Annotated in this window: 15 protein-coding genes, 1 tRNA gene and 1 pseudogene; 11 read left to right on the top strand and 6 right to left on the bottom strand. The window is 54.8% G+C overall.

Translation table 11 applies throughout. The annotated features are described in order from the left end of the window. Positions 1 to 56: 56 nt before the first annotated feature. Positions 57 to 2,192 (bottom strand): ornithine decarboxylase, encoded by a 2,136-nt coding sequence (locus tag BFV65_RS17730; protein ID WP_058677023.1) that lies wholly within the window; start codon positions 2,190 to 2,192, stop codon positions 57 to 59. A gap of 181 nt (positions 2,193 to 2,373) precedes the next feature. Here BFV65_RS17730 and BFV65_RS17735 point away from each other — a divergent pair, with 181 nt between their 5' ends. The 3 genes and pseudogenes from BFV65_RS17735 (at position 2,374) to BFV65_RS17750 (ending at position 4,598) form a co-directional block, all read left to right on the top strand. Then, positions 2,374 to 3,087 (top strand): DUF554 domain-containing protein, encoded by a 714-nt coding sequence (locus tag BFV65_RS17735; RefSeq protein ID WP_063959394.1) that lies wholly within the window; start codon positions 2,374 to 2,376, stop codon positions 3,085 to 3,087. 95 nt (positions 3,088 to 3,182) lie between these two features. Beyond that, positions 3,183 to 3,258 (top strand) — tRNA-Phe (locus BFV65_RS17740). A gap of 521 nt (positions 3,259 to 3,779) precedes the next feature. Further along, positions 3,780 to 4,598 (top strand): annotated as a pseudogene (locus tag BFV65_RS17750) (DUF4225 domain-containing protein). Here BFV65_RS17750 and BFV65_RS17755 read toward each other — a convergent pair. From BFV65_RS17755 to BFV65_RS17765, 3 genes are all read right to left on the bottom strand, one after another. Then, a complete protein-coding gene (locus BFV65_RS17755; protein ID WP_069596948.1) occupies positions 4,576 to 4,902 on the bottom strand; it encodes a hypothetical protein in 327 nt (108 codons plus the stop codon). The pseudogene BFV65_RS17750 and the gene BFV65_RS17755 sit on opposite strands and share 23 nt — an antisense overlap. A gap of 401 nt (positions 4,903 to 5,303) precedes the next feature. Continuing rightward, a complete protein-coding gene (locus BFV65_RS17760) occupies positions 5,304 to 7,091 on the bottom strand; it encodes a hybrid sensor histidine kinase/response regulator (RefSeq protein ID WP_069596949.1) in 1,788 nt (595 codons plus the stop codon). Then, the gene (locus BFV65_RS17765; RefSeq protein ID WP_003862456.1) at positions 7,088 to 7,720 is read right to left on the bottom strand and encodes a response regulator transcription factor; all 633 of its coding nucleotides are present in this window, start codon (positions 7,718 to 7,720) and stop codon (positions 7,088 to 7,090) included. The genes BFV65_RS17760 and BFV65_RS17765 overlap by 4 nt, the downstream gene beginning before the upstream one ends. A gap of 175 nt (positions 7,721 to 7,895) precedes the next feature. Here BFV65_RS17765 and BFV65_RS17770 point away from each other — a divergent pair, with 175 nt between their 5' ends. Both BFV65_RS17770 and BFV65_RS17775 read left to right on the top strand, forming a co-directional pair. Further along, positions 7,896 to 8,210, top strand: coding sequence for a lipoprotein (locus BFV65_RS17770; protein WP_003862457.1), 315 nt, complete (start codon positions 7,896 to 7,898; stop codon positions 8,208 to 8,210). A gap of 114 nt (positions 8,211 to 8,324) precedes the next feature. After that, positions 8,325 to 11,402, top strand: a complete 3,078-nt coding sequence (locus tag BFV65_RS17775) for an autotransporter outer membrane beta-barrel domain-containing protein (protein ID WP_069596950.1) — start codon at positions 8,325 to 8,327, stop codon at positions 11,400 to 11,402. A gap of 61 nt (positions 11,403 to 11,463) precedes the next feature. Here the strand turns inward: BFV65_RS17775 and BFV65_RS17780 are convergent, their stop codons facing one another. After that, complete coding sequence (locus BFV65_RS17780; protein WP_045308383.1) at positions 11,464 to 11,991, bottom strand: helix-turn-helix transcriptional regulator; 528 nt, start codon at positions 11,989 to 11,991, stop codon at positions 11,464 to 11,466. A gap of 668 nt (positions 11,992 to 12,659) precedes the next feature. On the opposite strand from BFV65_RS17780, the gene pgaA reads away from it, so the two are divergent. From pgaA to pgaD, 4 genes are read left to right on the top strand one after another with little or no spacing between them, the layout of a single operon-like run. Then, positions 12,660 to 15,098: a poly-beta-1,6 N-acetyl-D-glucosamine export porin PgaA gene (gene pgaA / locus BFV65_RS17785; protein WP_069596951.1), complete on the top strand. Its 2,439-nt coding sequence runs from the start codon at positions 12,660 to 12,662 to the stop codon at positions 15,096 to 15,098. An 8-nt stretch (positions 15,099 to 15,106) separates the two neighbouring features. Then, positions 15,107 to 17,044 (top strand): poly-beta-1,6-N-acetyl-D-glucosamine N-deacetylase PgaB, encoded by a 1,938-nt coding sequence (gene pgaB, locus BFV65_RS17790; RefSeq protein WP_069596952.1) that lies wholly within the window; start codon positions 15,107 to 15,109, stop codon positions 17,042 to 17,044. Further along, positions 17,037 to 18,368 (top strand): poly-beta-1,6-N-acetyl-D-glucosamine synthase, encoded by a 1,332-nt coding sequence (gene pgaC / locus BFV65_RS17795; protein ID WP_023298589.1) that lies wholly within the window; start codon positions 17,037 to 17,039, stop codon positions 18,366 to 18,368. Before pgaB ends, pgaC begins: the two co-directional genes overlap by 8 nt. Next, positions 18,365 to 18,799: a poly-beta-1,6-N-acetyl-D-glucosamine biosynthesis protein PgaD gene (gene pgaD / locus BFV65_RS17800; protein WP_063163591.1), complete on the top strand. Its 435-nt coding sequence runs from the start codon at positions 18,365 to 18,367 to the stop codon at positions 18,797 to 18,799. The genes pgaC and pgaD overlap by 4 nt, the downstream gene beginning before the upstream one ends. Before the next feature lie 52 nt (positions 18,800 to 18,851). Here pgaD and gss read toward each other — a convergent pair whose 3' ends face one another. Continuing rightward, positions 18,852 to 20,714: a bifunctional glutathionylspermidine amidase/synthase gene (gss, locus tag BFV65_RS17805; protein WP_038416724.1), complete on the bottom strand. Its 1,863-nt coding sequence runs from the start codon at positions 20,712 to 20,714 to the stop codon at positions 18,852 to 18,854. Between the two features lie 183 nt (positions 20,715 to 20,897). On the opposite strand from gss, the gene yghU reads away from it, so the two are divergent. After that, complete coding sequence (gene yghU / locus BFV65_RS17810) at positions 20,898 to 21,764, top strand: glutathione-dependent disulfide-bond oxidoreductase (protein ID WP_023298592.1); 867 nt, start codon at positions 20,898 to 20,900, stop codon at positions 21,762 to 21,764. Positions 21,765 to 21,840: 76 nt separating this feature from the next. Next, on the top strand, positions 21,841 to 22,590 hold the full coding sequence (gene fucR, locus BFV65_RS17815; protein ID WP_023298593.1) for an L-fucose operon activator: 750 nt from the start codon (positions 21,841 to 21,843) through the stop codon (positions 22,588 to 22,590). Positions 22,591 to 22,592: the final 2 nt, after the last annotated feature.

Raw genomic sequence — 22,592 nt, forward strand, 5'->3', positions numbered from 1 at the left:
AGACGGCTCCGTGCAATCCCCTCTCCCCTTTGGGGAGAGGGTTAGGGTGAGGGGCCCTACTTTAACACGTACCCATACAGTCGCTTGATCCCGTCGGCATCCTTCTCGCTGTAAACGCCCTGCAACTCTGGCGAGAAACCCGGCAGCATATTAATGCCCTCTTCCAGCGCCAGGAAGTAGCGCTGTACTGCTCCACCCCAGACTTCCCCCGGTACCACGCACAGCACGCCCGGCGGGTATGGCAGCGCACCTTCGGCGGCAATGCGTCCTTCGGCGTCACGAATACGCACCAGTTCGACATTCCCGCGAATGTACTCCTGGTTGGCATCCTGCGGGTTCATCACCACGGCAGGCAGGCTCTCCTGGCGGAACATCGCCTTCTGTAAATCCTTCACGTTAAAGCTGACGTAGAGATCGTGCATCTCCTGGCACAGCTGACGGATCGTATAGTCGCGGTAACGCACCGGGTATTTCTGATAGATGGTCGGCAGCACATCCACGAGCGGCGTATCGTCTTCAATATGCTGTTCAAACTGCCCCAGCATCGCCACCAGCTGCATTAGCTTCTCCGCGCTCTCGGCTGGCGTCAGCAGGAACAGGATGGAGTTGAGATCGCACTTCTCCGGCACAATGCCGTTTTCGCGGAGGTAGTGGGCGAGAATGGTCGCCGGAATGCCGAAATCGGTATAGTGCCCTGTTTCCGCATCAATGCCCGGCGTGGTCAGCAGCAGCTTGCACGGATCGACGAAATACTGTTCACGGGCATAGCCTTCAAAACCGTGCCATTTTGCACCCGGTTCAAAACTAAAGAAGCGACGCTCGCTGGCGATGGCATGCGTGGGGTGATCCTGCCATGGCCGCCCCGCCACCACCGGTGGGATAAAGGGTTTGATCATATGGCAGTTGGCGATGATGGCCTTGCGCGCTTCAATGCCCAGCTCGACGCATTCAGCCCACAACCTGCGTCCGCTCTCACCCTCGTGGATCTTGGCGTTCACGTCCAGCGCCGCAAACAGCGGGTAAAACGGGCTGGTGGAGGCATGCAGCATGAACGCATTGTTCAGCCGCTTGTGCGGGCAGAAGCGCGACTGACCGCGAATATGGTTATCCTTTTTATGGATCTGTGAGGTTTGCGAGAACCCGGCCTGCTGTTTGTGGACCGACTGGGTCACGAAAATTCCCGGATCGTTCTCGTTCAGTTCCAGCAGAAGCGGAGACGTTTCCGCCATCATCGGGATAAATTGCTCGTAGCCGACCCAGGCGGAGTCAAAGAGGATGTAGTCGCAAAGGTGACCGATCTTGTCGATCACCTGACGGGCGTTGTAGATCGTGCCGTCGTAGGTGCCGAGCTGAATGATCGCCAGACGGAACGGGCGCGCCTCGGCGGCTTTCTGCGGCGCGACGTCACGGATCAGTTCCCGCAGCCAGGCCTCATCAAAGCAGTGTTCATCGATCCCGCCGATAAAACCAAACGGATTACGGGCTGCCTCAAGATAGACAGGCGTTGCCCCGGCCTGGATCAGCGCCCCATGATGGTTGGACTTATGGTTGTTACGATCGAACAGCACCAGATCGCCACGGGTCAGCAGCGCATTGGTCACCACTTTATTGGCCGCCGACGTGCCGTTCAGCACGAAGTAGGTTTTATCCGCGTTGAACACTTTCGCCGCGAACTTTTGCGCGTGCTTGGCAGAACCTTCGTGGATCAGCAAATCACCGAGCTTCACGTCGGCATTGCACATATCGGCACGAAACACGTTTTCACCGAAGAAGTCGTAAAACTGCCGCCCGGCGGGATGTTTTTTAAAAAAGGCGCCGTGCTGGTGACCCGGACAGGCAAAGGTGCTGTTTCCCATCGCCACATACTGGCTCAGGGTGTCAAAAAAGGGTGGCAGCAGGTTCTCTTCATACCGGCAGGCGGCAGATTCCAGTTCCAGCAATTCTTGTGCTTTACCCGAGATGATCGCCGTGACACCCTCTGGCACCTCTCCTGGCTCTGTTGAGAACATAAATACCGGTAACTGAAAGCCCGTACGCTTCAGCAACGCAAGAATGCCGCTGTAGCTTTCAACAACCGTAATGACGACTGCCGCCACATCGGTGAAATCGGTGTTATCCAGCATAACCTTTTCGCGATGCGTAGAAACTTTGGATACCAGCTCACGGCTGACGGCAATTTTCATGGTTTTCATAAGCGCAAATACCCTCACCGAACGGTGAGACAGGAAGGAGAAAATTCGCGCAATCATGTCACCTTTTATTTTCAGGTGCAAGAAGGAATCAGTATGCGTTACGCCTCCCAAAGCTAAGCATAATCAGGGACGGACGTGCCATAATCATGCAATGCCAGTGCTTAAATAACAGGAGTTAAACGTGGTGATTGGACCCTTTATCAATGCGGGAGCCGTATTGCTGGGCGGTGTACTTGGGGCAGTATTAAGTCAGCGGTTGCCGGAGCGTATTCGCGTCTCCATGCCCTCCATTTTTGGCCTGGCGTCGTTAGGGATTGGTATCCTTTTAGTGGTGAAATGCGCCAACCTGCCGGTGATGGTACTGGCGACACTGCTCGGCGCGCTGATCGGCGAGTTTTGCTATCTGGAAAAAGGCATTAATCACGCGGTAGGCAAAGCCAAAAATCTGATTGCCCGACAGGGCAAGGCAAAGCACGGCACGCACGAGTCGTTTATTCAGAACTACGTTGCGATCATTATTCTGTTCTGCGCCAGCGGCACGGGGATATTCGGTTCGATGCAGGAAGGGATGACCGGCGATCCCAGCATATTGATTGCGAAAGCGTTTCTGGATTTCTTTACTGCCACCATCTTTGCCACCACCCTCGGCATCGCCGTGGCGGCGATTTGTGTACCGATGCTGCTTATTCAGCTGGCGCTGGCCACCTGCGCCACGCTGATCCTGCCGCTGACGACGCCTGCGATGATGGCGGACTTTACCGCCGTCGGCGGCCTGCTGCTGCTGGCGACAGGGCTGCGCATCTGTGGCATCAAGATGTTTGCAGTGGTGAACATGCTCCCTGCCCTGCTGCTCGCGATGCCGCTTTCCGCGCTCTGGACGCACTTTTTCGCTTAAGTTTGCGACGAAATGGTGAGAGAGTGTGCAGTCTGCAACGAAAACAACAAATTTCGTTGACGTCGGAGGGCGGATCGGGTTTAATGCGCCCCGTTGCCCGGATAGCTCAGTCGGTAGAGCAGGGGATTGAAAATCCCCGTGTCCTTGGTTCGATTCCGAGTCCGGGCACCACTTATTTATAACCCTCGCTTCGGCGGGGGTTTTTGCTTTCTGAGTCAGCAACTCGTTGTTTGAACAGTAATTACCGCCCTTATCTCTCCTCCGGCCCCGCTTCCCGGTGGTACAACTGGCGTTGTTTACCGCCTTTACCGCCACACAGAAGCAGAAAAACCTGACCTTCACCGATCTATTTGAGCATTACAAATGCACATATCAATTGGACAGAGCCCGACAGAGCGGCATCACGTATCCGTGATTACCCCCCATCGGCTAACTGTTTTATTAGATTCATCGGTGGTAAATCCATCCGGGACATCCTGAAAAGTGACCTTTCGGCGTTCCGTACACTGCTGGAACAGGCCCTGGCTAACCGCAGTAAAGTAGGCCGAGGAACGAAGCTGTAAAAAGCGACTTCTACTTCAGACACCGTAACCACATTGCTACTATATTGTGTGTGCGTTGGCACGCATGGCTGTCATGGGGGCGTTTATCAGTCTAAGCAGAGGCCGGTAAAGCAATTGAGAGGAACTACAATGGATGCAGCATTACTTAACATGATGCGCTCAGATGGAAGAAATAAAGCCTGGGCGGAAACTATGGTGAATATGGAAGCCAGGAAACTGGTAAATACAGCCAACACTCTGTCGGCTTTTCATCTCAGCGATAGTTTGACTCGAATGAAGTTTGTTCAGGAAATTCGGGACCTCATAGAACATCAGTTTACGTTAGCTCGTCGGGCTAAATCAGATGAAGAATGCATGTAATGCGTTAAAATTCTCAGAGAAGAAAACAGTAACCTGCTGGAACAAGCGCGTTTATTAAGAACGAAGGCAGCGAAGCTTTACGCTAAAGTCGAGTTTATCCGAGAGAATAACAAAATTGTTGGGTATGTGATCTCGGCTGTTAGTGTTGTCCTGGCCGGTGCTGAAATAGCCGCAGGATTTACCCTCATAGGCACTATGACCCCTCTCGGGGTTCTTGCTGGTGCGATTCTGGTTACTGACGGGACAAACAGCATCAGTAAAGAAGTGGCTCGCTACGCAACTAACAACACTACCAGTGAAGGGCTGGTCGCGAATGCCGCGATGTCTACAGCTGAGTTTATGGGCTTTAGTCGTGAGAATGGGTTAGGTGTCTACAAATCAATTTCACTGGCCGCTAATGCGTACACCATTTTTGGCTTGTTACGGCGACCTGGTACCTGGCGACTGTTTCGTTATCTCCCTGCTGACTATTACCGAAAGGTGAGCACACTGAGCCGCCCGCAGCTTACAATGAAAATAGCGGGTTATGGCGTGAAAGCTAAGATTATTTTTGATCTGTTGTCCGTCAGCGACCCGTCCCAGAATTAGTCAGCATTTTACGATAACGCCAGGATTTGTAGCCAAGTTTTGCTGGCGTTATATACCAGATGAAAGGTAGTACAATCAATAATGTGAGCGCAAGTGTCAGGCTTATATCCTTGGATGCAAGTAAAAGAGTTAAAGCCAGTATGATGAAGGCAATAATAGTTATCCACTTCATAGCCTTAAAACGATTGGCCAGATCATGAGTTACGCTATCAAACGAACCACCGTAATTTTCAATATTGTTTTTTAACTTTTGAAGATCTCGTTTGCTAAAACCTGATTTTAAAAGTGCCTCTTCGCTGGTCATTCTGTTATCCGTCCCATAACTCACTGAAACCTGTGACGAAGTTTAACTTAATTTGGCGGATAAATCGCTACCTGACGATATTCGTCAAATTTATATATATCAACGAGTTGAAGATATCTTAGAGTATACGCTCGAAAACTGACATTATTGCCCACTGCGGAACTTCGCTGGTAGCAACTCTAATGACTCCTTCGGGGCCGTTTCCAACATCTCCCGCCCTGCCCGGTAGAAGCAACATGCAGATCACCACAGGAGGCTGAATCATGCACGATGAAATCATTAATCAGGCCCGCGAAATCCTCCCTCAGCGGCTCAACCATACCGACACATTGGCGTCACAGCAGGACACCGCGTACTATCTGGCCCTACAGTGAAGCGCAATGCTGCTATTATCTATTCCCCTATCCACGACACCCCGACCACTGCGTCAGCAGCGCATGCAGTTTAGCCGGCTCCAGAGGCTTGCGAAGCACCAGGTACCCCTCCTGCTCCGCCTCCAGCAGAACCGGTGAATTAAATTCGCCGCTGACTATCGCGCCGCTCATATCCGGCAGACGGTCAAAAAGCGCTTTCAGGATATCGAAGCCGCTTTCGCCGGATCGCAGGCGCTGGTCGCACAGCACGGCGAACGGCGTAAAGCCGTCGTCGATGATGGCAAACGCTTCTTCAGCGGAGGCCGCACAGCGTACATCGATTCCCCAGACGCTCATCAGGCTCTCCCAGGCAGACGTCACCAGCGGGTCATCATCGACGACCAGGCAGGAACCGTGCAGCGGTGCATAGCGTACCGGCGTGGCGGTGTTATCAGCGGCGGGCGGGGTGTCCAGCGCGCTATCTTCGCCAGCATATTGGGTAAAGCGCATCCAGAAGCGGGAGCCTTTCCCTTCAATGGATTGCATCCCGTATTTCACCTTCATCAGCTTGGCACAGCGGGCGACTACGGCCAGTCCCAGCACGTGTCCGGCGCTGTCGATCTTCCATGCCAGCTCGGGGCGGTAGTAAGGTGAGAAGATTTTGCCCTTCTCTTCATCGGCGATACCGACTCCCGTGTCCCACACCTCCACCATACACTCGTCACCGCGCGGTCGGATGGCGACCAGCACCCCGCCCTGGAGCGTGTAACGAAGGGCGTTTTGAATCAGGTTAATCAGGGACTGTCGTACCAGCAGCGAATCGCCCATCACGTAGATACGGCGTTTAGGCCGCCGGATGCACAGCCTAAGCGCGCGGCTGTTGGCCTCTTCGCGAAACAGCGTGATGACCGAGTCGAGCAGAGCACCGATATCCACTTTGGTCGGGACAGAGAGGACATTCCCGGATTCTATTTTGCTCAGATCGAGCAGAGAATTGAGCATTAAATGCACCGAGCGCACGCTCTGCTGAAGGTCAAGGAGTTGCGGCGTCAGGCTGTCGTCCCGGTTTCGGTGGAGGATGGCTTCGATCAGAAAGCCCATTGCGTGTACGGGCTGGCGCAGATCGTGGCTGGCGGTTGTCAGAAACTGATTTTTATCCAGCAGTGCCTGCTCCGCGTCCTCTTTGGCCTGACGAAACTGTTCCGCCAGGCGTGAGCTTTTTTCCTCAAGCAGTGCCTGCTGAATAAAGAACGCATGGGAAGTTAACGCATGGCGGTAAATTGCGAAGCCGTAAAGCAGATTCAGCATGAGCACGATGAACATCAACTCATCCAGCCGCCAGATAATACCGAGGTTCAGCACCCCCCAGGAGGCGAAGAAAAAGCGCGTAAAGGTGCTGATGACCGGCGTCAGATGCGTCGCATTGGCGGCGACGATAGCGGCGATGCTGATATTAAGTAACAGGAAAAAGTCAAAATTCTGCGTCTGTGGCGTAATTAAATAGAGTGAAGAAATGCCCAGCCCGTGAATAAAGGCGATATTATTAATACGCGGAAGCCAGCGTTGCAGGACGTCCCTCTCACCGTTTTCTTTCGCTTCACGCTGATAGCGTCGGTGCAATAGTCGTATCGCCACGGCACATAGCAGATAAATAATTATCCAGATAATCGTTGGGCCGAGGTCGTCCCCAAGCATATAAATCCAGATGGCGAAAGGAATACCCACAAAGGGCACAGCACTAAAGCTAAATACCAGCCGCAGAAAGGTGTTGTTTAGCAAACGGATCTGCGCCGGAGCAGAGATACCTTCGTTTTGTAAGCTCTGGAAAAACCTCATTCCGACGGTTCCTGCTTGCCGTGCAGAAGCGTGATGGCTTCGACCCGGCTGTTAACACCTATCTTTTTCAATATATTGCTGATGTGTTCTTTGACCGTGGGCTCAGAAATTGAAAGCTGCGCGGCGATTCGTTTATTTGGCAGGCCGCGCATAATCATATTTAATACGTCTATTTGTCGCGGCGTTAAGTTAAATTTACTTAACTTCTCATTATTTGCCTTAACGGAAATTTCGTTTCCCTCAGGAAACCAGGTCTGATTATCAGTGAGTGCGAAAACGGCCCGCGAGAACATCTCAGGTGGCTCGCTTTTCAATACAAAACCGTGTCCCCCGGCGGCATTAACTTTGCGCCAGATGTCATTATTGTCATCCCCGCTGACCACCAGGAGTCGTACCTGTGGGTAAAGTTGTTTTACTTCTTTGAGTAATTTCAGGGCCGTTCCGGAAGAGAGCCAAAAATCGATTACCAGCAAACGTGGCGGGCCATGATCCCTAATTTGGCGGTAGCAATCATCCTCATTCGTCACCACACACGCCTGTTTAAACTGGCAATGTGTAATCAGAAAATTGGCGATGCCGCTTGCTACCAATGGATGGTCATCAACGACTAACGCATAATTCTGTCCCAAAGGAGCCTCCTTTTACCTTCGCATATCTTAGAGTACAGATGAATTATTATCTACCCACCCTACTTTAGGAGGGTTTTTTCGATTAGGAAAGAGAAATATATTATTCGCTGATTTGGGTAAAAGAAAACATAAATACAATCAGTGAAATTAACTGGTTGGATATCAAGGATAATTTATGAAAAAACCACTAATCGTTTTAACCGTTACGTTGATGCTAGCCGGTTGTTCCACGTTGAAAACCGATCAGGCTATTCCACTCCTGCAAGCGGAGACCGCTAAAATGCTGGGACTGGGCTCATCGGATGAAATAACCGTGACCAACGTTAATGGCGCCCAGCCGGACGCACTGGGAGGACAAAAACTGTCTTATCGCGCCACGACAGAAAAAGGGCGTATTTTCGATTGTTCATCAATGATGATGCCGGGGATTTTAGGATCCGCACCGACGCTAAGCGCGCCAACCTGTACACCTGTTGTCACACATAAATAATTAACGCCGCATCAAAAGGCGTACATAAATAACGCCTTTTACATTTTCTGACGTATCTGAGTTTTCATAAAAACGATTTTCCAGACATCACGCTAATGAGTACGGAGATAGCCCGTGAATAACTCTACATCGCATGCTTTAGCGGTTAAGACGCCGCTTTCCAGACTTTACCTCGCTCTATTTTCCGCGCCGCTGTTACTGTTTTTACCTGCCGATATCGCGCGTGCAGCCGATGCCTTTTTTGATGGCGACTCGCGTATTACCGAAACGCTGGGTTACACCGGAGATGTTTATGTTGGACGTAATCAACGCGGAAACCTGCTGATCGATAATGGCAAAATCACCGCCTATAACATCAATATCGGTCGGCTGTTCGATGGCAAAATTTATGAAAGCGTGGTCACGGTCCGTGGGCCAGACGCTGAGCTTAACGCGGTGAACGATCGGTACGTCCTGCGCGGCGACCTGAATCTTGGCCTCGGCACCCTGCGAGTCGAAGAGGGCGCGCTGGCGAGCGCAAAGGAGATCGTTGTCGGCACCACCCGGGGCTACGACAGCCACCTTATCGCCACGGGTGCCGGCTCTCGTGTGACCAGTAATTTTCTCAGCGTAGGCACCGATCTGGGCGCACGCTCCACGCTGGCAATTGAGGACGGCGCGGCGCTCAATACCGCCTACGATGCGCGCATCGGGAATGGTACCGGACCGGGTGAAACCGACACGCTGAGCCCGAAAGCCACCGTCACCGGGAGCGGCTCACAGTGGAACGTTGGCCGTACGTTAACGCTTAATGGCGACCTGGACGTACTGGACGGCGGAGCGGTTAACGTTGGCGGCGTGCAGGTGGCGGGCGTCTCCGGCGCAGGGAAAACCGCCGAATTGGTTATTGCGGGCAAGGACTCGCGCTTTACCAGCGGCAGCAGCGTGAGCGTGGGCGATTACGGCAATGGCGTGCTGTCTGTGATTGACGGCGGTTCATTTTCCGCTGGCAGCAATGCGCTGATCGTGGGGACATCGGGTTCCGGCTCGAACCGGGGTGCGCTCATCATCGGCAGCCGCGGCAATATGGACACCGGCACGGGTTTAACTGAGCCAACGCCTGGCACGGCGGGCGGCGCAGGTACCCTCGATGCGAAGACGGCAATCAGCCTGCGTGGCGGACTGTTCGGCAGCTATGTCTACTTCAACCATACCGACGGAAATTACATCTTCAGCAACACGATGAGCGGTGAAGGTGATGTGATCAACACCTCCGGGCAAACGACGCTGAACGGCGATCTTTCCGCACTCAAGGCGAACGTAACCGCGCGGGGCGGTAAAGTCATCATTGCCAGCAATATTAATACCCAGCCAGAAGATGATATTTTTGATGTTCAGACCCTTAGCGCCGAGAACGGCGGTACGCTGATCCTCAACGCGACGGCGGGTTCAGACGTCAGCGACGGGGTCGGTTACAGCAGCGCCGCGTCAATCAAGTCCGGCGGCACGCTGGGCGGCAACGGCACGCTGGGCCAGACCGAGATCCTGTCTGGCGGGCATATCTCGCCTGGCGACGGCAATATCGGTACGTTGACGCTAAAACGCTATCTGAACTTTATCGGCGAATCCTTCTATGACGTGGATATCGCGGGCGATGGCAGCAGCGACCAGCTACTGGTATCGGGCAAAACCACCATCAGCGATCGGGCTAAGGTACAGGTCACCGCGCTGGATCCGCAAACCAGCTATAAAACGGGCCAAAGCTACCGCATTTTGACCTCCGACGGGGGAATTGACGGTGAGTTCGCCGGAGCGATTTCCAAATCCGCCTTCCTGGACGTGGCGCTTGAGCAAAGCACCAACGCCGTCGATCTGACCATCGCGCAGAAAGAGACCGGAGGTGAAAATCCTGGGGGCGAGAACCCGGGCGGTGAAAATCCCGGAGGCGAGAACCCGGGCGGTGAAAACCCCGGAGGTGAAAACCCGGGCGGTGAAAACCCCGGAGGTGAAAACCCGGGCGGTGAAAACCCCGGAGGTGAAAACCCGGGCGGTGAGAATCCTGGCGGCGAAAACCCGGGCAGCGGCAAGCCGGGCATTTTCCAGACCGTGGCCCAAAGCAGCAACCAGTGGAATACCGCTGGCGCGCTCTCCACGCTGACGCAAAGCGGCCCGTCGCTGGCGCTGTATAACTCGCTGCTGGTGCTGAGCGCGCCGGAAGCGCGCGAGGCGTTCAACCAGCTGTCTGGCGAAGTTTATCCATCAATGCAGTCCAACCTGATCGCTGGCAGCACGCAGGTGTTTAACGTGTTAAACCAGCGTATGCAGCGCGCGTTTGATAACGACAGCCTGCCGATCCCACCGTTAGCCATGTCGCTGGTGCAACAGCCGGAGCCGCAAAACAATGGCGTCTGGGGCCAGACCTTCAGCTCCTGGAGCCGAAACAGCGGCGACGGTAACGTGGGCAAGCTGGACGGCAACACCACCGGCTTCCTGCTGGGGGCAGATCGCAAGCTGGCGGACCATAACGTGCGTGTCGGCGGCTACTTCGGCTACAGCCGGGGTGATTACGACGTCGACAGCCGTCGCTCCTCAACGGATACCGACAACTATCACCTTGGCCTGTATGCGGCGGGTCAACAGGATGCGTTCTCCCTTCGCGGCGCGCTGGGTTACACCTGGCACAAGATCGAGGGCGAGCGCAATGTTGATTTCAGCGGCTTCTCGGATCGGCTGAAGTCAGATTACGACGCTAACTCGCTGCTGGCGTTTACCGAAGCGGGCTACCGTTTCGGCCAGCCAGACAGGAATATTGAGCCGTTCGTCAATTTATCGTACATCCGGCTGCATACCGACAGCTTCAGGGAAGACGGCGGTGCCGCTGCGCTGAGCGTCCGTAACGAAACGATGAACACCTTCTATTCCACACTCGGGGTGCGCGGTGTGACCGAGCTGCCGAAGAACGTTAACCTCTACGGTTCGCTGGGATGGCAGCACGCTTATGGCGATAAGAATACCTCTTCGCGCATGGCGTTTGCGGGCAGCGACGCGTTCATTACTCAGGGGCAAGCCGTGGATGAGGACGTAATGGTGGGTGATATCGGCGTGAGCGTACAGCTGTCGCGTGCTGCGACGCTGGATGTGGGTTATCAGGGACAATATGGTGCGGATACCCGCGTCAACTCTGTTAACGCCAATCTGCGCTGGTCGTTCTGAATTATTTCCATTAAAAGAACCCGCCCTCGTGGCGGGTTTGTGCTTTTGGCTTCTGACGAAGCTAGGGATCGTTCCCAGCCGCGTCCAGCAGTTTGTTTTTGAAGATAAACAAACACGCCTCGTTGAAGTTCCCTGCCCCTAACCGCTCCGATAGCGCCGTTCGCTTGCGATAGAGGCTTTTAACCGACATATTCAGCTTATCTGCAATCTCTTCCATTGACCTCCCTGCCTTCAGCAACCGGAGCATTATCGCTTCATGTCTACTCAGCCGTAAGTTAAGCAGCCATTTGGTTGTCAGACGCCAGCCTTTCATATCAAGCACCAGATTGAATAACGACGCCATATCCGGAGGCGTAAGCGACGTGTTCATAAACAGCTTCATACTGTGCAGATCCTCCTCTCGAGGGCGCATATCCAGCATAACGCAGCAGATGGTTTTTCTCGTTCTGGCCGGATGGCGTATCAGGTAATCATATAAACGGAGCGGCGTACGGCTATCAATCAGTACAGTATATTCATTTGCGTCGGTATCAAATATGTTTCTGTCTATCGAACAGAGGCAAATTATATCCGGGAAAAATAGCCGCATCCCCCTGACAAGGAAACAATCCTGAGTCACTAACACTATTGAAGTCGCCACTAATCATCCCTTTTAGATTAAAGCAAGCCCGCCTCTTAAGAAACAAGGACGCTTTCGTTTATAGCGCTTTACATTAACGGCAAATGTTTTCTGGCTTTGATCATCCCTCAATATGACATTGGTGAGCTAGACTTTTTGTAGACTATCACTCAATGCCTGGCGTTAATTATAAATAAAAAAGAATTTCAGAAAAGTCACTTCTCTGAACATTAAGAATTTTTGTCATGAAACTTCCCAAACATGCACCGGAAAGTACTTTAATTAACTCAGCAGAACTTCATTTCAAATATAAAAAAACCGCAAACAGCAAAAGAAAAAACATTTAATATCAATCATTTAAAAAGAACAATCCTGCACTGAATTATCTAAAAAACTTACTTCTTCCAGAATTATCTCAAAACCTCCCAGCCGCTTTTCAACTTATTTATCCCCCAACACATCGGGTGTACATTAAGCCCAATCAGACCACTGAGATGAGGGCGCATAATTACCTTTAAGTAAGTACCCCATAACGTAGCATCATTCAGATTTAATGTTCTCCTTTATGCCCTTTAACGCAGAGTTAAAAGGCGGCCGTGTTATGCAATGGATTCACGATAAACAAATGGCAAATAGATATGGAAAGATCGCTTAGCTTCACTACGTTATTCTTTTATCGCACCACAATATTATTGCTCCTGCTTTTACTCTTTCCTGTTCTGGTTCAGGCTGATGAATCCGTTTATGAGCATCAGATACAACAGGCACGTAACGGTAATTATGCTCTGTTTCTTGATTACCTACAGCGCTATGAGCAACAGCATGCTTTAACACCTGGACAGGTTGCGGACTGGTTACAGGTAGCCTCCTGGGCAGGACGCGATGATGAGGTTATTCGAGTCTGGCAGCGTTATGGTATTTATATGCCGCTTCCCGCTCGCGCCATCGCTGCTGTCGCCCAGTCCAGAAGAAACCAAAAAGCCTGGCCATCCGCCTTATCGCTGTGGAAAGAGGCGCTCAGCCTTGCGCCGGATAACGACGATTACCGCATCGGCTATGTTAAGACCCTGGCCGATGCCCGCAGAGATCGCCTCGCGCTTTCGAAAGCCCGGCAGTTGGTTAAGGACGATCCTTCTCCCGCGCACCTTGAGACGCTCTCCTATGTCTGGATGCGCCAGGGAAAAAACGCGGACCGGCTGCTGGCGGACATGCGCGCGCTAAACGCCGCACCAGGGAATAACGCCCTTCTTCGCGAGACGATCGATGCGTTAACGGATAACCGGGTAAGCACGCCCGCACTCTGGCTGTCGCAAAGCGCAGCAATGTCTCCCGCGGAGCGTCGCCGCCTTGAGCGTAACGCCGCGGCTGAAAAGGTACGCCTGGCGGATGTGCCTGGCAGAACGGAGAAAGAGCGGCTGCGGCTGGCACAAAACGCATTAGATCGCTATCACGTCCTGCTTTCCCGCTGGCAAAACGAACCGCAGGCGGCTGAAGACGTCATCCTTGCCCGTATCGATCGGCTTGGCGCGCTGTATGCGCAGGGTGATTACCGGCAGGTTATTAGCGAATATGAGGCGCTGACGACCGCACAGCATCCGGTGCCGGACTGGGCCATCGGCTGGGTGATCTCTGCATATTTGCAGGAGAAAAACACCGTCGCCGCCTTCTCGCTTGTACAACGCTATCCACACTACGCCTCCGATCCGCAGGATGAGGAGCATGCGCTTTTCTACGCCTGGCTGGATACGGGGCAGTATCAAACCGCCCGCCGCTACGTTGAGCGCGAGACCCGCAGCGTTCCCTGGACCCGCTACGATTTCGGATCCCCGACCGCTCAGCCGAACGATAGGTGGCTCACCGGACAGTCACTCAAACTTAACTATTTGCTGGCGACCAACGCCCTGCCCGAGGCCGAAAAGCTGTCGTATCGTCTGGCGTCAACGGCGCCGGGAAATCAGGGATTACAAATTGATTATGCCGCCCTGCTTCAGGCCAGGGGCCTGCCGCGCGCGGCCGAGCAAAAGCTTAAACGAGCAGAGGCGCTCGAACCCACGAATCTGGAGCTTGAAAAACAGCAGGCTTACGTCGCAATGGACCTTCAGGAGTGGCGCCAGATGGATTTACTGGCTGATGACGTAATTGCTCGCGCCCCCGCCGATCGCAGCGCCCGTCGCCTGGACAGGCTCAGAGCGGTCCACCATATGTCAGAGCTGCGTCTGAACGCGGGTAAAGGATTGCATTCAGATAACCCCGTCAGCGGTAGCCACGACATGAGCTGGGACGCCACGCTCTATGGCCCACCCGTGGCGGATAACTGGCGGCTATTTGCTGGCGCCCGCTATGCACAGGGGAATTTCGACGAAGGTAAAGGCATCAGCCGCCACCTGTTGGGCGGCGTTGAGTGGCGCCCACGTGACCTCACGCTCGAAGCCGAGCTCTCCAGCAACCGCTATCACGGCACAAACAGGCCGGGTGCACGGCTCTCAACAACCTACAGCCTGAGTGATAACTGGCAGGTCAGCGGTAGCCTCGAGCGCTTATCACGCGCGACACCCTTACGGGCATTACGCAATGGGATCAGCGCCAACCGGGGTGAAGGTGGGGTGCGCTGGTATCAAAACGAGCGACGTGAATACCAGTTCAACGCCGCCGTCAGCCGCTTCTCAGACCACAACCGCCGTCAGGAATACACCCTCTCTGGGAAAGAGCGTCTCTGGCAGACCCCGACCCTGACGCTGGATCTCGAACCGGGGATCGCCGCCAGTAAAAACAGCCTGCGGAATACGCTCTATTACAACCCGGCACGGGATCTGTCCGTGACGGCAGCCCTGTCCGTTGACCATGAGATGTACCGCCACTACGACACCCTCTGGAACCAGCAGTTCGTGGCAGGCGGCGGCAGCTACTGGCAGAAAAATCAGTCGCCTGGCGCCATTACCCTGCTGGGTTACGGGCAACGCATTCAGTGGAACAACGTTGTCGATACTGGCGTGATGCTGAACTGGGATAAACGCCCTTACGACGGCAAACGCGAGAGTAATCTCTCCGTCACGTTAGATGCGACTTTACGCTTTTAAGGATGAATATGCTGAATACACGTTTTTCTGTAAGCCTGATCGTCATCGGCTGGCTCTGCCTCAGCGCGAGTCTCTGCGCGCAGCCGCTCTCCTTTATGGCTCCTGAAGAGAGGCCGCAGCTGGAGGCCAGCAAACCCTGGCCGGAGAATCAGTTTCTGGTCCTGGCCTACCACGACGTCGAAGATGATGCTGCCGATCAGCGCTACCTCTCCGTTCGCACCAGCGCGTTAAACGAGCAGATAAGCTGGCTTTTGCACAACGGCTATCACGCCATCAGCGTGCAGGACATTCTGGATGCGCATGAAGGAAAAAAAACGCTGCCGCCGAAAGCCGTTTTGCTCAGCTTCGACGACGGCTACAGCAGCTTTTACACCCGCGTTTGGCCCCTGCTTCAGGCCTGGAACGTTCCTGCGCTGTGGGCGCCGGTGGGCAGCTGGGTGGATACGCCGGCAAATCAAAAAGTTAACTTCGGCGGTCTGATGACGCCCCGCGATCGGTTCGCGACATGGGACATGGTGCGCGAGTTAAGCCGCTCCCCGCTGGTTGAAATTGGCTCGCATACCTGGGCCTCGCATTACGGCATCCCGGCCAACCCGCAGGGAAGCCGTGAACCCGCTATCGCCAACCGTTTTTTCGATAACGCGACGGGGCATTACGAAACCGATGAACACTTCAACCAGCGGATCGCCGCAGACGTACGGAAAGTCACCGAAAAAATCACCCAGGTGACGGGAAAAGCGCCGCGTGCCTGGGTGTGGCCCTATGGGGCTGCCAACGGTACATCGCTCGCTATCGCCCAGAAACAGGGCTATCAGCTGGCCTTTACCCTGGAGGACGGGCTGGCAAACGTGCGCGACCTCGGCAACATCCCGCGCCTGCTGATTGCCGGAAATCCGTCGATAAAAACCTTTGCCAACACGGTTAGCCGCGTTCAGGAGTTTGACCCGGTGCGCGTCATGCATGTTGATCTCGATTATGTCTACGATCCCGATCCGGCCCAGCAGACGAAAAACATCAACAAACTCGTCCAGCGGGTCTACGACATGAAAATCAGCCATGTGTTTCTCCAGGCGTTTTCGGATCCGCGGGGCGACGGCAGGATCGGCGCGCTCTATTTCCCCAACCGCCGGCTTCCGGTCCGGGCCGATCTTTTTAATTTTGTCGCCTGGCAGCTACAAACCCGCGCGGGAGTGAAAGTCTTTGCGTGGATGCCGGTCCTCTCTTTCGATCTCAGTCCAGCCTTGCCGCGCGTGCAGCGCCGGGATCGTCAAACGGGAGCGTTGACCGTGGCCGCCGAGCCCTATATCAGGCTCTCCCCCTGGAGTCCACAGGTTCGCCAACAGGTGACGGAGATCTATGAAGATCTGGCCCGCTATGCCAGCTTCAACGGGATCTTGTTCCATGACGACGCGGTGCTGACGGACGTTGACGATGCCGGGCAGGAGACGACGCGCCAGAAAAGCCAGCAGCTTATCGGGTTTACCCAGGCCCTTAGCCAGACGGTGAAGGACATCCGTGGCCCGCAGATCAAGACCGCGCGCAATATGTTCGCCCTCCCCATTCTGCAGCCCGAAAGCGAAGCGTGGTTTGCGCAAAATCTGGATGATTTTCTATCGGCCTACGACTGGACGGTGCCGATGGCAATGCCACTGATGGAGTCCGTCCCGGCAGAAGAGAGCAATGCCTGGCTGACGCGTTTAGTCAACGCCGTCGCCGCACGCCCCGGCGCGCTGAATAAAACGATTTTTGAGCTACAGGCCAGGGACTGGGCGCAGAAACCGCAGCGTGCCGTAGCCGATGAACGTCTGGTGGAGTGGATGCAGGTGCTCCAGCTGAACGGCATCAAAAATTACGGTTATTACCCCGACGACTTCCTCAACAACCAACCTGATATTTCGCGTATCAGGCCTGAATTTTCTTCGTACTGGTATCCTGACAATGACTGATCGCATTATCGCCTTCTCTATTTTGTGTCTGGTATTCGGGTTGCCGTTAGGCGTAGCCGCGCTGTTTACCGGCGAACTGATTCTGGACTTTGTCTTTTTCTGGCCGCTGTTTATGTCCGTGCTCTGGGTAACCGGCGGCCTCTATTTCTGGTTTCAGCTTGAACGGCACTGGTCGTGGGATAACGCAACACCCGCGCCTGCCTTAGCCGGTGAACCGTTAATCTCGATTCTTATTCCCTGCTTTAATGAGGAACGCAACGCACGGGAGACCATTAGCGCCGCGCTGGGTCAGCGGTACTGGAATGTTGAGGTTATCGCCATCAACGACGGCTCTTCGGACAATACCGCGCAGGTGCTGCATCAACTGGCGCAGGAGCAGCCGCGCCTGCGGGTGATTAATCTCGCGGAGAATCAGGGGAAAGCCGTGGCGCTCAAGGCTGGTGCGGCGGCGGCCCGGGGCGATCTGCTGGTCTGCATTGACGGCGACGCCCTGCTCGATCGCGATACGGCCGCGTATCTGGTGGCCCCGCTGATTCAGTATCCCCACGTTGGGGCCGTCACCGGAAATCCGCGTATTCGCACGCGCTCAACGCTGATTGGTCGTATTCAGGTGGGCGAGTTTTCTTCCATTATTGGTCTTATCAAGCGAACGCAGCGGATCTATGGCCGGGTCTTTACGGTCTCCGGCGTCATCGCCGCCTTTCGCCGACAGGCGCTGGCGGATGTCGGGTACTGGAGCCCGGATATGATCACAGAGGACATTGACATAAGCTGGAAGCTTCAGCTGCGCCACTGGGATATCTTTTTCGAGCCGCGGGCGCTGTGCTGGATCCTGATGCCGGAGACGCTCAAGGGGCTGTGGAAACAGCGTCTGCGCTGGGCTCAGGGCGGTGCAGAGGTGTTTCTGGTTAACCTGCGCAAAATGGCCCGCTGGGAGCATCATCGGATGTGGCCCCTGTTTCTCGAGTACGCGCTATCAACGCTGTGGGCGTTTGCCTATGGAGCGACCGTGGTGATGTTCATTCTTAGCCATATTATCCCTCTTCCCGCGAACCTGGCCGTTGCGAGTCTGTTTCCCCCGGCGTTTACCGGGCTGCTGCTGGGGGTGATGTGCCTGCTGCAATTCCTCGTCAGTTTGTATATCGAGCGGCGCTACGAGCGGAAAGTGGCAGGCTCGCTGTTCTGGGTGATTTGGTTCCCGATGGTGTACTGGATGATTGGCCTGTTTACCACCCTCGTGGCATTTCCGAAAGTCATGCTTAAACGTAAACGCGCCCGCGCGCGCTGGATCAGTCCGGACCGGGGAAAAGGGAGCATTCAATGAACGAGAATACGTTAATTTTGACTGAACATCGGCTGGCACCGCGTCTTTTCGATGCCGCATTAACGCTGATAGCCTGGGGAGGATTCCTGTTTTTCCTGTATGCCAGGCTGTGGATGCAGTTAACCGAGGAGAGCGATCACCGCTGGAGCGTGATTATCGCCTCTTTTAATACAGTGCTGGTTTATCTGCTGATTGCCGCGTTCAACGGCTGGCTGCTGATCCTGTGGTATCAGTACAATCGCCGCCGCGCGCATGTGAGGCGGCGTCATCCGCAAATGTTGCGCCATGACGAGCTTGCCCAAAGTTTTAACGTCACGCCGCAAATTATGTCCGAGATGAGCCAGTACAACCTGCTGACGGTCTATCATGACCAGATCGGCCGGATCATTGATCTGAAGATCAGCGAGCAGCAGGTCGAGGAAGAAGAGTAATAAAAAGCCCCCGCAGCATACCCTGCGGGGGCTTTTTTATAACAGGGAGACGTTATTTATCCTTCACCACAATCAGCGGTTCAATATCGCTCTCTTTCTTCACCACCAGCGAGTCATCCCCACGCAGACAGGTTCCGCCATAGTTTCCGCCCACGGTAAAGGTGCAGACCTGTATGTATCTGCCGTCAACCTTTGGCAGGCACCATAGCTGCTGGTAGATATTTTTGCGGTCAACAAACTTGCCGCTGGACTGGTCCAGCAGTTGATCCTGGGCGCCGATCAGATCGATATTGCTCCCGCAGCGTCCGGCTATCGGTTTAACGGCATAGCCTGTCCGTTTCAGCAGCGCATTCACCTCAAAATCGGTATCCAGCAGGTAACGGTGGTTCGGGAACAGCTGCCACAGCACCGGCAGGATCGCCTTGTTACCTGGGATCACCGTCCACAGCGGTTCAAAGACCAGCACTTCCGGGCGCAGCAGGACGTCAATCAGGCGCACTTCACCTTGCGGGTGACCGGTACGGATGGGCACGGCGGCGTACTCGGTTTCGCTCACCTCGCGGATCTGCTCGATCGCCGTTTCCCACGCCCAGGTTTTCCATACGCAGTTGACGTGACGGCCTTCATCATCAATCAGTTGCCCGGCGGCATCCCAGCTCAGCGCGCCCAGTCCATGCAGGATTTTGGTTTCAAACCCGGCCTGGATCAGCGAGCGCTGAATAAAGAGCGCGTGGTAATCCTCTTCGATATCGTTGTCCTGCATGATATGGACGAACGGCCGCGCGTGGCTGTGCTTCCAGGCGCCGGTCAGCTCTTCCAGCAGCCCTTCCGCCGGATTGTGGCCGGTGCCGCGATAGCCGTTTTTCACCCACTCTTCAAGAATCAGCCCGCCCTCGGTATGGCAGGAGGCGGAATCCGCGTTGTACTCGTAAACCTTAATGCCGCGCTCATCCATGCAGAAATCCATACGACCGGTGATCATATGGTGACGACGCCACTGCCAGGAGAGGCGCAGACGCGGCCAGAGAATTTTCGGGATGTCGAAAAGCGCGAGTAAGCTGTCGTCTTTCAGCACCTTGTCGGTGGCATGAAGGTACATCAGGTGCAGTTCGTTGGTGGCTTTGATAAGCTCCTGCTCGGCACTTTCGGTAATGGTGAAGTACTGGCAGGGATCGTTGTTAATAACGTGGCCGTTCGCGCGAACGTACGCCTGTTGCAGGGCGTCGTTTTCATTGAGCCATTTTCCGTCGAACTGACGGTTGTTCTTCAACCGCGCGCCGCTGATTTTCAGCAGCTCACCGTCGATCTCCGGCTGAGGAATACTGTGTTCCGTCTCCTCCGTCTGGATCATCCAGCCGAGGATCTCGGTATCGCTGAACGTATCATGAAGCGTATAGCAACCGTTCTCAACGCTCAGACGCAACTCGCGCGTCCACTGCTGCCCCATCGGCAGCGGAGAGTGAATAACGTTCTGCTCGGCAATGCGCACTCTGTCGTCCAGCAACTGGGTGATGACGGCGACGTGGCCGGTCTCTTGAAACTCACCGCCCTTTTGCCAGATGAGCAGCGCACCGGCCTGCGGCGCGCGTTTTGAGCCATTAGCAAAGGCCTGTAGCGGCAGGATGTTGTCATTCACCACCTGGCGTAAAAAACGCAGGGAGAAGATCTCCCACGCCATCCCGACGTCGGTAAAGACAAACCCGTGGTTGAGAAACAGGAAACGGCGCGCAAACTCAACGCACTGCCATTTATGGCCCATGTATTCGTTGCCAATATAGCTGCGGAATTCCGCGTCTTCCGGGTAGTGCCGCGGATCGAGACTGCCGTAATTTGAAGAGTAAATCGCCACGCCACCCGGCGCATAACCTAATAACGTCCCGAAGGGTGCGTCACTGCTTAACGTTCCTTTACGCATGTGTCCAACCTAAAACAGGCAGGCGGCAATTTTTTTGTGGGGTTGTCGTCGTCTGCACGTTGTAATTAACTGACAGAGGTGGCGTTATCATACACCCGCCCTGCCCATTACGCTCGCATCGTTAAACGGTTCCCCTATCTCCTGCTACACTGCCTCAACACAACACCAAAAAGGCAGGCCAACATGTCAGATAACACCTATCAGCCACCGAAAGTGTGGGAATGGAAACAGAATAACGGCGGCGCGTTCGCCAATATCAACCGTCCCGTCTCGGGCGCTACGCACGAGAAAGAGCTGCCTGTGGGCGAGCACCCGCTCCAGCTGTACTCTCTGGGTACGCCGAATGGACAGAAAGTTACCATCATGCTGGAAGAGCTGCTGGCGCTGGGCGTGACGGGCGCGGAATACGACGCATGGTTAATCCGCATCGGTGAGGGCGATCAGTTCTCCAGCGGTTTTGTCGACGTGAACCCGAACTCGAAGATCCCGGCACTGCGTGACCACTCTACCACCCCGCCGACGCGCGTCTTTGAATCCGGCAATATCCTGCTCTATCTGGCCGAGAAATTTGGTCACTTCCTGCCAAAAGATCCGGCTGGACGTACGGAAACCCTGAACTGGCTGTTCTGGTTACAGGGCGCGGCCCCGTTCCTCGGCGGCGGTTTTGGCCACTTCTATAACTACGCGCCGGTGAAGATTGAGTACGCTATCGATCGCTTCACCATGGAAGCTAAACGCCTGTTCGACGTGCTGGACAAGCAGCTGGGGCGCGGTCGTTATGTAGCGGGTGAGGAATATACCATCGCCGATATGGCGATCTGGCCGTGGTTTGGCTGCGTGGCGCTGGGCAGCGTCTACAACGCCGCCGAATTCCTCGACGCCGGGAAGTACACCAACGTGCAGCGCTGGGCAAAAGATGTGGCGAATCGCCCGGCCGTTAAACGCGGGCGCATTGTTAACCGCACCAACGGCGAGCTGAACGAGCAGCTGCATGAGCGCCATTCAGCGAGCGACTTCGATACCCAGACGGAAGATAAACGTCAGGATTGACCCATGACCGGGCGGTTCGCCGCCCCTCTTCTGCGATGAGAAAAATGAGTCAGCACGCGTGAGCAAGGATCCTCGAATGTCAGACCAGACGCTAAAAGCGACCCGACAGCAGAGCATCATCACCCTGCTGAGTAAAAGTGACTGGCTGACCACCGATGCCCTGGCTGAAAAGCTCTCCGTCAGCAAAGAGACGATCCGCCGGGATCTGAAGTCGTTACAGCAGCAGGGGAAACTTCTGCGCCAGCACGGGCGTGCGCGTCTGATTCACCCGGACAGCCGCGACAGCGGTGAACCCTTTGGCGCACGCCTGAAAAGCCATTATGCCGACAAAGCCGATATTGCCCGACACGCGCTGGGCTGGATCAGCGAAGGGATGACCATCGCCCTCGACGCAAGCTCGACCTGCTTTCATCTGGCACGCCAGCTTCCGGATATCGAACTCACCGTGTTTACCAATAGCCTGCCTGTCTGCCACGAGATGGCGAAGCGCGAGCGGATCACGCTTATCTGCTCCGGCGGAACGCTTGAGCGTAAGTATCGCTGCTATGTTAATCCGGCGCTGGTGACGCAGCTTAAAGGGCTGGAGATCGATCTGTTTATCTTCTCGTGTGAAGGGGTTGATGAGCATGGCGTCCTTTGGGATCCGTCCGAGCACAACGCGGGCTTTAAGGCGCTGCTGTTAAACCGGGCCAGCCAGTCGCTGCTGCTGATCGACAAAAGTAAATTTATGCGGGCAAGCGAAGTGAAAATCGGTCAGCTGTCGCAGGTGACACAGATTATTCAGAGCGATAAATGTCAGGCCGCCAGAGACGGCCTGACGCGATGATG

It is taken from the genome of Enterobacter hormaechei subsp. hoffmannii, assembly GCF_001729745.1.
In the GTDB taxonomy this organism is placed as follows: Bacteria; Pseudomonadota; Gammaproteobacteria; order Enterobacterales; family Enterobacteriaceae; genus Enterobacter; species Enterobacter intestinihominis.